Annotated in this window: 9 protein-coding genes; 3 read left to right on the top strand and 6 right to left on the bottom strand. The window is 65.1% G+C overall.

Going from position 1 to position 12,884, the window contains the following annotated elements:
* Nucleotides 1-41: 41 nt before the first annotated feature.
* Nucleotides 42-2,321 (bottom strand): NADP-dependent malic enzyme, encoded by a 2,280-nt coding sequence (locus LB552_RS05550; protein ID WP_224602580.1) that lies wholly within the window; start codon nt 2,319-2,321, stop codon nt 42-44.
* Between the two features lie 135 nt (nt 2,322-2,456).
* Entirely contained in the window at nt 2,457-3,644 is a 1,188-nt protein-coding gene (locus LB552_RS05545; protein ID WP_224602578.1) for a glycosyltransferase, read from the bottom strand.
* A gap of 166 nt (nt 3,645-3,810) precedes the next feature.
* Here LB552_RS05545 and mutS point away from each other — a divergent pair, with 166 nt between their 5' ends.
* The 3 genes from mutS to LB552_RS05530 all read left to right on the top strand — a co-directional run bounded on the left by mutS (nt 3,811) and on the right by LB552_RS05530 (nt 7,719).
* Nucleotides 3,811-6,543 (top strand): DNA mismatch repair protein MutS, encoded by a 2,733-nt coding sequence (gene mutS / locus LB552_RS05540; RefSeq protein WP_224602576.1) that lies wholly within the window; start codon nt 3,811-3,813, stop codon nt 6,541-6,543.
* 77 nt (nt 6,544-6,620) lie between these two features.
* Complete coding sequence (locus LB552_RS05535) at nt 6,621-7,085, top strand: DUF1348 family protein (protein WP_224602574.1); 465 nt, start codon at nt 6,621-6,623, stop codon at nt 7,083-7,085.
* Nucleotides 7,086-7,149: 64 nt separating this feature from the next.
* Nucleotides 7,150-7,719 carry a TetR/AcrR family transcriptional regulator gene (locus LB552_RS05530; protein ID WP_224602572.1) on the top strand — a complete coding sequence of 190 codons (570 nt, stop codon included), beginning with the start codon at nt 7,150-7,152 and terminating at the stop codon, nt 7,717-7,719.
* An 8-nt stretch (nt 7,720-7,727) separates the two neighbouring features.
* On the opposite strand, the gene LB552_RS05525 is transcribed toward LB552_RS05530, so the two are convergent.
* The 4 genes from LB552_RS05525 to LB552_RS05510 all read right to left on the bottom strand — a co-directional run bounded on the left by LB552_RS05525 (nt 7,728) and on the right by LB552_RS05510 (nt 12,832).
* Nucleotides 7,728-8,537 (bottom strand): MBL fold metallo-hydrolase, encoded by an 810-nt coding sequence (locus tag LB552_RS05525; protein WP_224602563.1) that lies wholly within the window; start codon nt 8,535-8,537, stop codon nt 7,728-7,730.
* Between the two features lie 424 nt (nt 8,538-8,961).
* Nucleotides 8,962-9,807 (bottom strand): aldo/keto reductase, encoded by an 846-nt coding sequence (locus LB552_RS05520; RefSeq protein ID WP_224602562.1) that lies wholly within the window; start codon nt 9,805-9,807, stop codon nt 8,962-8,964.
* An 89-nt stretch (nt 9,808-9,896) separates the two neighbouring features.
* Nucleotides 9,897-10,286: a DUF305 domain-containing protein gene (locus tag LB552_RS05515; RefSeq protein ID WP_224602560.1), complete on the bottom strand. Its 390-nt coding sequence runs from the start codon at nt 10,284-10,286 to the stop codon at nt 9,897-9,899.
* Nucleotides 10,287-10,327: 41 nt separating this feature from the next.
* The gene (locus LB552_RS05510) at nt 10,328-12,832 is read right to left on the bottom strand and encodes a heavy metal translocating P-type ATPase (protein WP_224602550.1); all 2,505 of its coding nucleotides are present in this window, start codon (nt 12,830-12,832) and stop codon (nt 10,328-10,330) included.
* Between the last annotated feature and the right edge of the window lie 52 nt (nt 12,833-12,884).

The raw sequence follows: 12,884 nt of genomic DNA, 5'->3' as shown, positions 1-12,884 counted from the left end.
GTTGGCGATGTGGGCAAACGCCTCGTCAGCAAACGCCTTCGTCAGTTGCCCGCCGTATAAGCTGCAATTGCCGCCATATTGACGATGTCGCTGTCTTTGGCATTCAGCGACACAATCTGCACCGGCTTGTTGAGGCCGACCAGCAGCGGGCCGATGACGGTCGAGCCGCCGAGCTCCTGCAGCATCTTGGTCGAGATCGAGGCCGAGTGGAATGCCGGCATCACCAGCACATTGGCCGGTCCCGTCAGGCGAATGAAAGGATACTGCGCCATGGCGCGCGGGTTCAGCGCCACGTCGGCGGCCATCTCACCGTCATACTCGAAATCGACGCGGCGCTTGTCGAGGATGCGCACCGCTTCCTGCACGCGCTCGGAACGCTCGCCCTGCGGATGGCCGAAGGTGGAATAGGCGAGCATGGCGAGCCTTGGCTCGTAGCCCATGCGGCGGGCAAAACCGGCCGCCTCCTCGGCGATGTCCGCGATCTGCTCGGCGTTCGGCATGTCGTGCACGGCGGTGTCGGCGACCAACACGGTGCGGCCGCGCGCCAGCACGATCGAGACGCCGATGACGCGGTGGCCCGGCTTGGCGTCAATGATGCGGCGCACGTCGTCGAGCGCGGTGGAATAGTTGCGGGTCACACCCGTGACGATGCCGTCGGCGTCGCCCAGCGCCACCATGCAGGCGGCGAAATGGTTGCGGTCGTTGTTGATCAGCCGCTGGCAGTCGCGGAACAGGAAACCCTTCCGCTGCATGCGCTCGTAGAGATAGTCGGTGTAGATGCCGTTGCGGCGCGACAGCCTGGCGTTGATGATCTCGATGCCCGGCTTGTTGAGGTCGATGCCGGCATTGCGGGCATTGTCCTTGATGACGTCGTCGCGGCCGAGCAGGATCGCCGTGCCGAGCCTCTGGTTCACATAGGAGACGGCGGCGCGCATCACCTGCTCCTCCTCGCCCTCGGCAAAGACGATGCGCTTGGGCTGGCGGCGCACACGGTCGTAGATGCGCTGCAAGGTCGAGGCGATCGGGTCACGGCGCGCGGACAGTTCCTGCGCATAGCGGTCGAGATCGAGGATCGGCTTGCGGGCGACGCCGGATTCCATCGCCGCCTTGGCCACCGCCAGCGGGATCGCCGAGATCAGGCGCGGATCGAATGGCACCGGAATGATGTAGTTGGGGCCGAATTTCGGCCGGTTGCCCTGATAGGCGGCGGCGACGTCGTCCGGCACGTCCTGGCGCGCCAGCTCGGCAAGCCCCCTGGCGGCCGCGATCTTCATCTCGTCGTTGATGGTGGTGGCGCGCACATCCAGCGCGCCGCGGAAGATATAGGGGAAGCCCAGAACATTGTTGACCTGGTTTGGGTAGTCGGAGCGGCCGGTGGCCATGATGGCGTCGGTGCGGATGTCGGCCACTTCCTCCGGCGTGATCTCCGGATCGGGATTGGCCATGGCGAAGATGATCGGGTTCTTGGCCATCGACTGCACCATGGCGGTGGTGAGCGCGCCCTTGGCGGACAGGCCAAGGAAGACGTCGGCGCCGTCCAGCGCTTCGGCCAGGCTGCGCGCCTCGGTCTTGACCGCATGCGCCGACTTCCACTGGTTCATGCCTTCGGTGCGGCCCTGAAAGACCACGCCCTTGGTGTCGCACAGGATGATGTTTTCCGGCGAAAAACCCATCGCCTTCATCAATTCGATGCAGGCGATGCCGGCGGCGCCCGCGCCGTTGCAGACCATTTTTGTGGTCTTCATGTCGCGGCCGGTGATCTCCAGCGCGTTGATCAGCCCGGCGGCCGAGATAATTGCCGTGCCATGCTGATCGTCATGGAAGACGGGAATGTCCATCAGCTCGCGCAGCCGCTGCTCGATGATGAAGCACTCGGGCGCCTTGATATCCTCGAGATTGATGCCGCCGAAGGACGGCCCGAGGAAGCGCACGCAATTGATGAACTCGTCGGCGTCCTCGGTCGCCACTTCGAGGTCGATCGAATCGACATCGGCGAAGCGCTTGAACAGCACCGCTTTGCCTTCCATCACCGGCTTCGAGGCCAGCGCGCCGAGATTGCCGAGGCCGAGGATGGCGGTGCCGTTGGAGATGACGGCGACCATGTTGCCGCGCGCCGTATAGTCGAAGGCGCGGCTCGGATCCTCGGCGATGGCGCGCACGGGAACGGCGACGCCCGGCGAATAGGCGAGGCTCAGATCGCGTTGCGTCGCCATAGGCTTGGTGGCGACGATCTCCAGCTTGCCGGGCCGTCCCATGGCGTGGAACTCCAGCGCCTCCTCGGGGCTGACGGAGGGGCCGCTGCTTTCCGTTTTCCTGGCCATGTTGCTGACGCTTCTCCCACCATTTCGCGCTCTTGAGGCGCATTGTTTTGAATTACCCGCTTAAGGGTACACGCCGCCGCTGTAAACCGCCAAGCGATCCAGCGATTTTGTTCCTCCGTTGGCAGAGACAAGCTGTCAAATCTTGCCCGATGAGATCGCGGCAATCTCGCGCAGGTGCTCGCGTACCGGGGCCCACCGCGTCAGCCCCGAGGTGCCGGCGAACGGCCATTCGGAGAAAGGCGGATCGTTGCTTCCCATGCGCTGCTTAAGCGCCGAGAGATAGGCCATCAGTTCCAGCCGTTGCGCCCGCACCCTTTCCAGCGTGCGGCCACGAATCTCCTCGCGCGGGATGGCGCGGTCGCGAAGTCGCTCGACCGCGCGGCGGATTGCGGCCGGCTCCGGCTCGGCGATAAGGCAATAGTCCGGATCGAAATAGACATCGCGGCCGCCGATGCTCGGCGTCGAGACGATCGGCAGGCCGGCCAGCAGATACTCCATGCTGGAATACATTGCCCCTTCCACCGCCGACAGGCAGAGCCCGACCGCGGCCCGGTTGTAGACGCGGTTGACCTCGTAAGGCGGCATCCGCCCGGGCAGGCCGTCAAGGAGGGGATTGGCGATGCTGTGAAGCGGCGATTGCGCCTGCAGCCGGCGGATGAAGGCGCGGTCGCCGGCCGGCGGCAATTCGCCAATCGAGGACGTCACATGGACCAGTCTTTCGATCTCGAAGGCGAGGTGGTGCCGCTTGGTGTGCGAGATGCGGCCATTGTAGACGGCATCGTACTCGACCGGCACGTCCGGCAGCGGCCGGAAGACGTCTTCCGAAATCATCAGATTGTGATTGGAGAAGATCGCTGTGCCGCCAACGCCTGCAATCAGACGGCGCTCTTCTTCTGTGTTGCAGAGGAAGATCAGGTCATGGTTGGGGCAGACCGCGGCGAACCACGCGAGATCCTTGCGTATCTGTTCGACGACGGTAGGCCTCTCCAGCGTCCAGTTCGGCATCAGAAGGAAGGTCGCGCGCGCTGGCACCATGCGCCGGCAGAGGGCAGCGAGTGCGTAAAGCGGGCGCCGGCCGCCGACAGGTATGTAGAGGATCAACGGATCGCGACTGAAGATATGGACGGGTATGTCGATGCCGCCGTCGAGGCCGGAGAGCGGCCCGCGCGTCGGCAGGATGAAGGGAAACCGTGTCCGCACCCACGCCTTGACTTTGGTTCTGGTGCGGTTGGCGCGGTTGGTGGCAAGAAGCCGCACCCGCCTGAGCGGCGAGCCGACCGGGCCGACCATCTCCTCGAACGTCTCGTGTCCGTCCTTCTTCATCGCCCCGCTATCTTCTCCTGACCCCGAACGATCCATATGTCGGCCGGCTGCATGAGGCAACACGCCCTACGCGTCCGTCCTGCCGATGGTGGCAACGGCCCACTCGTCCCCCGTTTTTGCAACCGCCGGCATTAAACCGCCCGCTCACATCTGCTAGCGTGCCGGGATGGATATGCGTACCCCGGAAGAACACAACGCCACGGCGGCACCGGCACCGTTTGTCACGGCCGGCGTCACGCCGATGATGGAGCAATTCATCGAGATCAAGGCGGCGAACCCGGATTCGCTGCTGTTCTACCGCATGGGCGATTTCTACGAGCTGTTCTTCGACGACGCGGAGAAGGCGAGTCAGGCGCTCGGCATCGTCTTGACCAAGCGGGGCAAGCACCAGGGCAATGACATACCGATGTGCGGCGTGCCGGTGCATGCGGCGGACGACTATCTGCAGAAGCTGATCGCGCAAGGCTTTCGCGTTGCCGTGTGCGAGCAGATCGAGGACCCGGCCGAAGCCAAGAAACGCGGCTCCAAATCGGTGGTGCGCCGCGACGTGGTGCGGCTGGTCACGCCAGGCACCATCACCGAGGACAAGCTGCTCGCGCCCTCGGAATCGAGCTTCCTGATGGCGCTTGGCCGCGTGAAGGGGGGCGCGACCAGCCAAGCCGGCTTCGCGCTGGCCTGGATCGACATTTCGACAGGCGCTTTCCGCGTTGCCGAGACGAGCGTCGAGCGGCTGCTTGCCGACATCTTCCGCGTCGACCCGCGCGAGCTGATCGTCGCCGAGCCGGTTTTCCATGATCCGGAGCTCAGGCCCGTGTTCGACGTGCTGGGCCGCGTCGCCAATCCGCAGCCGCCGTCGCTGTTCGATTCGGCCTCAGCCACCGGACGCATCGCGCGCTTCTTCGAGGTCGCGACGCCGGACAGTTTCGGCACATTCTCGCGCGCCGAGCTGTCGGCGATCTCGGGCGCCATCGCCTATGTCGAAAAAACGCAAAAAGCCGAACGTCCGCCGCTGTCGCGGCCCGAGCGCGAGGAGCAGGGCTCGACGCTGTTCATCGATCCGGCGACGCGCGCCAACCTGGAACTGCTGCGCACGCTGTCCGGCAACCGCGACGGCTCGCTGTTCAAGGCGATCGACCGCACGGTGACGGGGGGCGGCGCGCGACTGCTCGCCGACCGGCTGATGGCGCCGCTGACCGATCCAACAGCAATCGCGGCCAGGCTGGATTCGGTGTCGTTCTTCCGTTCCGAGATGCGGCTTTGCCAGGGCCTGCGGGCGAGCCTCAAAAGTGTCGCCGACATGCCGCGCGCGCTGTCCAGGCTGGCGCTCAACCGCGGCGGACCGCGCGACCTAGGCGCGCTGCGCGCCGGCTTCGAGGCGGCCGGCGCGATCGCCGAATTGTTCGCGGCGGCCGATCTGCCCGCCGAGCTCGCTGCGGCATTGGCCGCGATCAAGGCCTTGCCCGAGGCGCTTGCCCGCCACCTCAGCGAAGCGCTCGACGACGAGCTGCCGCTGATCAAGCGCGACGGCGGCTTCGTGCGGTCGAGCTACAATGCCGAGCTCGACGAGATGCGGGCGCTGCGCGACGAATCGCGAAAGGTGATCGCCGGGCTGGAGCGCTCGCTGATCGAAGAGACCGGCATCCGCTCGCTGAAGATCCGGCACAACAATGTGCTCGGCTATTACATCGAGGTGACGGCCAATCACCATTCGATCATGACCGGCAACGATGCCGCCAAGGCGCGCTTCATTCATCGCCAGACCATGGCCAACGCCATGCGCTTCACCACGACCGAGCTGGCGGAGCTGGAATCGAAGATCGCCAACGCCGCCGACCGGGCGCTGAGCATCGAGCTCGCCGCTTTCGACCGGCTGACCGCGGAAGTGGTGGGCGAGGCCGAACGGATCCGCGCCGGCGCCGACGCGCTTGCGGCTCTGGATGTTTCATCGGCCCTGGCATTGCTTTCCGAAAGCGAGGGCTGGTGCCGGCCGCTGGTGGATTCGAGCCTCGCCTTCGAAATTGCCGGCGGGCGCCACCCGGTGGTCGAACAGGCGCTCAGGCGTTCCGGCGATGGCCCGTTCGTCGCCAATGATTGCGACCTGTCGCCCCAAGGCGGCGCCAAGGCCGGCGCGATCTGGCTGCTCACCGGCCCGAATATGGGCGGCAAATCGACGTTCCTCAGGCAAAATGCGCTGATCGCCATACTCGCTCAGACCGGCTCCTTCGTGCCGGCGCAAAGCGCCCATATCGGCGTCGTCGACCGACTGTTCTCGCGCGTCGGCGCCTCGGACGACCTGGCGCGCGGCCGCTCGACCTTCATGGTCGAGATGGTCGAGACGGCGGCGATCCTCAACCAGGCCGGCGAGCGGGCGCTGGTCATCCTCGACGAGATCGGCCGCGGCACGGCGACTTTCGACGGCCTGTCGATCGCCTGGGCGGCGGTCGAATATCTGCATGAGAAGAACCGCTGCCGGGCGATTTTTGCCACGCATTTCCATGAGATGACGGCGCTGGCGGGCAAGCTCCCCCGGCTTCACAACGTCACCATGCGGGTGAAGGAATGGGAAGGCGACGTCGTCTTCCTGCACGAGGTCGGCAAGGGCGCGGCCGACCGCTCCTACGGCGTACAGGTGGCGCGGCTCGCCGGCCTACCGGAAGCCGTCGTTGCCCGCGCCAAGGAAGTGCTGCACCAGCTCGAAGAGGGCGAAGTCTCGGGCAAGACCAATCGGCTCGTCGATGACCTGCCGCTGTTTTCGGTGGCGGTGAAACGCGAAGCGCCGAAACCCGCCAAAAGCGATGCGCTGGGCGAAGCGCTCGGCGCGATCAATCCGGACGAGATGACGCCGCGCGAGGCGCTGGAGGCGCTCTACCGGCTGAAGGGGCTGGCAACGAAGCAGTAGAACCAGGCGTGGCCTTGACTGATTGTACCTGTCGGTACAATGTCGGTTATCGACGATCGGAACCGACAGGAGATTTCATGAGCCGTCCGCCATTGCCGCCCTTCACGGCCGAGACAGCGGCGCAAAAGGCGCGCCTCGCCGAGGATGCCTGGAACAGCCGCGACCCGGAACGTGTTTCGCTCGCCTATACCGAGGACAGCATCTGGCGGAATCGGGCCGAATTCATCTCAGGCCGCGACGAGATCGTCGGCTTCCTCAAGCGCAAATGGGCGCGCGAGCTGGATTATCGCCTGATCAAGGAAGTGTGGACCTGGAATGAAAACCGCATCGCGGTGCGTTTCGCCTATGAATGGCGCGACGACAGCGGCCATTGGTTCCGCTCCTACGGCAACGAGAACTGGGAATTCGACTTGGCCGGGCTGATGCGCCGGCGCGTGGCAAGCATCAACGACCTGCCGATCACGGAGCGCGAGCGGAAATATCATTGGCCGCTCGGCCGCCGGCCGGACGACCATCCCGGCCTTTCGGAACTCGGGCTTTAGAGCATGACCCCAAAAAGTGTGTAGCGGTTTTGGAAAAGATCATGCTCGAACAAGAACACTAAACATGCGGCGCATCGCTCCGGACCACGACCAGTTGCTGGCGATCGTGGCCGAGGTTTTCCGCGAGCACGGCTATGAGGGCGCCAGCCTGGCCCTGATCGGCGAGGCGGCGGGGCTCGGCAAGGGGAGCCTTTACCACTTCTTTCCGGGCGGCAAGGAAGAGATGGCGAGGGCCGTCATCGCCCATATCGACGGCTGGTTCGGGGACAATGTCTTTGCGCCGCTGCGCGACGGCGGCGATCCGTCGGCCGGGATCGAGCAGATGCTCGCGGCGACGGACAGCTACTTCCGCTCCGGGCGCCGGGTCTGTCTCATCGGCGCCTTCGCACTGGAGGCATCCCGCGACCTCTTCGCCAGCCAGATAAGGGACTATTTCGGCCGTTGGGTCGCGCACCTCGCCGATGCGCTGGCGCGAGTTGGGCATGGGAAAACCGAAGCCGTCGAACTGGCGGAGGAAACCGTCGCCGCCATCCAGGGCGCGCTCACCCTTGCCCGTGCCGCTGACGATGCCGGGGTATTCTCCCGTACGCTGCGCCGGCTGCGCATGCGGCTCGGGCTGTCGGCCAAGACCTAGCCCCAGTCCTACAGAGGTTCGAAGCGGTAGCCCGTCTCGGTTCGGGAAATCCGGCCCACGCCCGGTGAATCGAGATGCGCTCCTGCAACGCACCAGCCGTTGTCGGTGGCAAGGGCCAATATCTGCAGCCGGATTGTCCGCGCCTGTTCCTGATCCGCGTCGAACTCCCACGCGACCTCCGGCCGATCGAACTGAAGCGACGGAGCATGCACGAGGTCGCCCCAGACCAACAATATTTCGCCGCCGCTCGTGACGCGAAAGCAGGTATGGCCGATTTCATGACCCGAGGCGGCGATTGCCTCGATATTCGCATTCAGCTGGCCCGGGTCCAAGGGCTGCGCTCGATCATGGAAGCGGCTCAACCTCGCTACCGACCGAAACATGTCGAGCTCGGCTCGAGGGACAAGCAAGCGGGAGAGCCGCGGGAAACCGTCCCCGCCATCCGGAAGGATGAGCCCTTGGATATGGTCGAGATGGGTGTGGGTAAAGGCGACCGTGCGTATCCGATCGATGGCGATCTTCGCTTCGCTCAGCGCCTGCGGCAGAAAGCCCATCGTCGGGTGCCAGGCGTTCGAGGATCCGGTATCGATCAGCGTGATGTCTTCGCCGTCATCGATGGCAAAGGCATTGACCGACAATCGGAGCGCGCCGTCGAAGAGCGGCACCTGCGGCGGCAGATCGTCGCCGAAAGGCTTGTCTCCCGGCTGGCGCAGTCGCCGGACGGGCATGTCGACATAACCGTCGCGCAGCGAGGTGACCGTCAAGTCGCCGATTTTATAGGTCGCGTAATGAGGTCCGGCTGAAATTCGTTCCAACACTTGCTCTCTTTCAACCGCGCATCCCGACGCGAGGTTTTCGGTTATTCCCTCGACAGGGATTTTGAAAGGTTGCCGTTTGTCTTGGTGCTAGATTTTCCGTTCATTTCCGTGAAATCATCGCAAACGCCAGGGATTGGTTGAAGCCGCCGCAACCTCGTCATTCTATGGCGGAGCAAGGAGCGAAGCGACGCCGCGCAGACCATAGAATCCATTCCGTGACCTCGAGGCGTAGCAAGGGTGCAGAATTCTGCTTCGCCGCATCCCACGGCCCAGGTCACGGAATGGATTCCAGGGTCTCCGCGACGCCGCTTCGCGGCTGCTCCGCCCTGGAATGACGACCGCGATGGGCGTTTCGGCCAATCTTCAGCGCATGCTGCCTGCCATACAACAGAGCCGGCCGATCAACATCCCTGTGGCAGTGCCACTAAATCATCTCCAGGCCGCGCTTGCGCGTCGGCGGCGGGAAGGCGCGATCGAGCTCGGCAAGGTCTTCCGCCGTCAGAGCGATGTCGAGCGCGGCGGCGTTCTGGCGCACATGCTCCTGGCGGCCGGCCTTCGGGATCGCGATGACGCCGTCCTGCATCATTATCCAGGCAAGCGCGATCTGCGCGGCCGTTGCGTTGTGGCGGGCGGCGACCGCCTCTAGCCGCGCATTGCGGGCCAGCGCGCCCTGCTCCACCGGCGAATAGGCCATCAGCGGTATGCGGCGCTGCCGGCTCCACGGCGCAAGGTCGAATTCGAGCCCGCGCCGCGACAGGTTGTAAAGCACCTGGTTAGTCTGGACATTGCCGCCGGACGGCAGGCTGACTAGATTCTCCATCTCGTCCGTGTCGAAATTGCTGACGCCCCAGTGGCGGATCTTGCCTTCCGTTTTTAGCGCCTCGAACGCTTCCACGGTTTCGGAAAGCGGCACGCTGCCCGGCCAATGCAGCAGATAGAGATCGATGCGGTCGGTGGCGAGGCGGTTCAGGCTGCTCTCGCAGGCGCGCTTCACGCCGGCTCGCGAGGCGTTGGAGGGCAGCACCTTGGAGACCAGGAAGGTCTCGTCGCGGCGCCCGGCGATGGCTTGCGCCACCACCTCCTCGGCGCCCCCATCGGCATACATTTCGGCCGTGTCGATCAGCGTCATGCCGAGGTCCAGTCCAAGCTTCAGCGCCGCGACCTCATCGGCGTGGCGCCGTCGATCCTCACCCATCTTCCAGGTGCCTTGGCCCAGCACCGGGACGATTTCGCCCGACGGCAGCTTCAAGGTTCTGATCAACGAGGGCATGGCCTTCTCCGCGTAAGGCTGGATCGCAGCACAGCCACGGCTGGAAATCCAGACCGACGCCGGCTGGCCGCCCGGATTTCCCGCAGTGACTATTTCGCCGAATGCTTAGCGAGCCAGTCCTGCATCTGCTTGATCTCGGCCTCCTGTGCCGTGACGACGCCTTCAGCGAGCTTGCGTATCTCCGGGTCCTTGCCGTTGGCGATCACCACCTTGGCCATGTCGATGGCGCCCTGATGATGCGGGATCATGCCGCGGACGAAATCGACATCGGCATTGCCGGTGTATTTGATCGTCATGTCCTTGTGCATCTTCTTCATCGCCTTCTCGTAGCCGACGGTGGCCGGGCTCTGGGCGCCCATCGCCATCTTGGACATGTCGTGCTTCATCTCCTCCGACGAGGCCGGCACGCTTTCGAGGAACACGGCGAGCAGCATTCCGGCCGCCATCAAAAGCAGCACGATTTTCTTGGCCAGGCTCATTCAAGTCTCCTTCTGTTGGATTTCGTATCTGGGGGATTTGCTCAGAGTTTCAACGTTCTCAGCCGCAGCGCGTTGCCGATCACGGAGACCGATGACAGGCTCATCGCCGCCGCCGCCAGCATCGGCGACAGCAGCGTGCCGGTGAGCGGATAAAGCACGCCGGCCGCGACCGGCACGCCGAGCACGTTGTAGAGAAAGGCAAAGAACAGGTTCTGGCGGATGTTGCGGATCGTCGCCTGGGCGAGCGTGCGTGCCCTGACGATGCCATTGAGGTCGCCCTTGACCAGCGTGATGCCGGCGCTTTCGACCGCGACATCGGCGCCGGTGCCCATGGCGATGCCGACATCGGCCCCGGCCAGCGCCGGCGCGTCGTTGACACCGTCGCCGGCCATGGCGACGCCGGCGCCCTTGGCACGCAGTTCCTCGACCAGCGCGCCCTTCTCATCCGGCAGCAACCCGGCGCGGACCTCGTCGATGCCGAGCCTGCGGGCGATCGCTCGTGCCGTGCGCTCGTTGTCGCCTGTCGCCATGATGATGCGCAGCCCCTTGTCGTGCAGCGCCTTGATCGCCTCGGCCGTCGTAGTCTTTACCGGATCGGCGACAGCGACGATGCCGGCGAACCTGCCGCCGACGGCCACGAACATGGCCGTCTTGCCGTCGGCCTGCAGCGCCTCGGCATCGGCCCCCGGCGTTTCGACGCCGAGATCAGTCATCATGGCCGCATTGCCGAGCGCGACCTTCCTGCCCGAAACCGTGCCCGAAACGCCCTTGCCGGTGATGGCTTCGAAATCGACCGCGTCGGCCAGCTTCAGGCCGCGCGCGGCGGCGCCCTCGACGATCGCCTCGGCCAGCGGATGCTCGGAGCCCTTTTCTAGCCCAGCCGCGAGTCCCAGCAGCTCGTTCTCGTCGATGCCGTCGGCGGCAACGACATCGGTAAGCCGCGGCTTGCCCTCTGTCAGCGTGCCGGTCTTGTCGACGATCAGCGTGTCGACGGCGGCAAAGCGCTCCAGCGCCGCGGCTTCCTTGATCAGCACGCCGGCATGCGCGCCGCGCCCGGTCGCTGTCATGATCGACATCGGGGTGGCGAGGCCAAGCGCGCAGGGACAGGCGATGATCAGCACCGACACCGCCGAGACGATGGCGAAGATCAGGCTCGGCTCGGGGCCGAGGATCGACCAGGCGATGAAGGCCAGGACCGCCACCAGCACGACGGCCGGGACGAAATAGAAAGACACGCGGTCGGCGAGACCCTGGATCGGCGCCCGCGAGCGCTGCGCCTTGGCGACCAGCTCGACAATGCGAGACAGCGTGGTCTCGGCGCCGACCTTCTCGGCGCGCATGACCAGCGAGCCGTTCTTGTTCAGCGTGCCGCCGGTGAGCATGTCGCCTTCCGTCTTCTCGACCGGCAGCGGTTCGCCCGTGATCATCGATTCATCGATCGCCGACCGACCCTCGAGCACGATGCCGTCGACCGGCACGGCATCGCCGGGACGGATGCGCAAGCGGTCGCCGGACTTGACGCTGTCGAGCGGCACGTCCTTCTCGGAGCCGTCGGCGCCGATCAGCCGCGCTGTCTTCGGAGCAAGGTCGAGCAGGGCGCGGATGGCCGAGCCGGTGCGCTCGCGGGCCTTGAGTTCCAGCACCTGTCCGAGAAAGACCAGCGCGACGATGACGGCGGCGGCCTCGAAATAGACCGGGACGGCGCCGTCATGACCGCGGAACTGATGCGGAAAGACGCCCGGGAACAGGGCGGCGATCACGCTGTAGAGGTAGGCGGCCCCGACGCCCAGCGAGATCAGCGTCCACATATTCGGGCTACGGTTGAGGATCGATTCCCAGCCGCGATGGAAGAACGGAAACGCCGCCCACAGCACCACCGGGCTCGCCAGCGCCAGCTCTATCCAGGTCTTGGTGCGGCCGTCGATGAGGGTTTCAAAGCTGAAGCCCAGCATCGGCGCCATGGCAATGATCAGGAGCGGTACGGAGAGCACCGCGCTGACCCAGAACCGGCGGGTGAAATCGACGAGCTCGGGATTCGGGCCTTCCTCGCCTGTCGGCACACCTATCGGTTCCAGCGCCATGCCGCAGATCGGACAGGAGCCGGGCTTGTCGCGGATGATCTCGGGATGCATCGGGCAGGTGTATTGCGTGCCCTTGGGCATCGGCTGCGGCTCGGGCCGGCCAGCGAGGTATTTTGCCGGCTCCGCCTCGAATTTGGCCTTGCAACCGGGGGAGCAGAAATAGAAGCCCTGCCCTTCATGGCGAACGAAGTGCTTCGCGCTCGCGCGGTCGACGCTCATGCCGCAGACGGGGTCCGTGGCCGTCAAATAGCCCTCGGGCTCGGCCTGGAATTTCGTGCGGCAGCGCTCGCTGCAGAAATGAAAGGTGCGGCCGCCATGCTCGGCCGTCGGCTTGCCGGCCGCCGGATCGACCGTCATGCCGCAGACAGGGTCGCGAATCACCGCTTCGGTGTCGGGCGCGACATTCTTCGCAGAGCAGCAGCCGCCGCCATGCGCATGATGGTGGTGGTGGTCGGAATGGGTCATCAGCAATACCTCGGAATTCTCGAATTGAGGCGGAGGTAGTCCTTCCAGTAAC

Origin of the sequence: Mesorhizobium sp. CA7, assembly GCF_020165015.1 — a bacterium.
Lineage (GTDB): Bacteria > Pseudomonadota > Alphaproteobacteria > Rhizobiales > Rhizobiaceae > Mesorhizobium.
Note: the sequence above shows the minus strand (reverse complement) of the source record. Positions and strands in the feature narration are given on the sequence as shown.